A 236-nucleotide genomic window follows, 5' to 3' on the forward strand; every position below is an offset into this window, starting at 1 on the left:
TTATATTATGGAGCAATGCTGGCAACTCCAGCAAGGAATCAAGTTGGCGATTGGCAATAGAATAACGCAGATCGCCTTGTAGTACTTTCGGCGGAATGGCGACCACGTCCATTTGTGCCGCTTTGCCGGCAATCACACCGTTGACCGAATCTTCAATCGCCATGCAATCTAACGGTGAAATCCCCAGTTTGCGTGCGGTATTAAGATATACCATTGGGTGCGGTTTACCGTATTCC

General features: G+C 48.3%; 1 protein-coding gene. It reads right to left on the minus strand.

Translation table 11 applies throughout. The annotated features are described in order from the left end of the window. Positions 1-236 (minus strand): HAD-IA family hydrolase (locus AC6UDE_RS07215; protein ID WP_500697067.1); only part of this gene is annotated, 236 nt, incomplete at both ends.

This window comes from Fructilactobacillus sp. X2R5C3 (assembly GCF_059901325.1).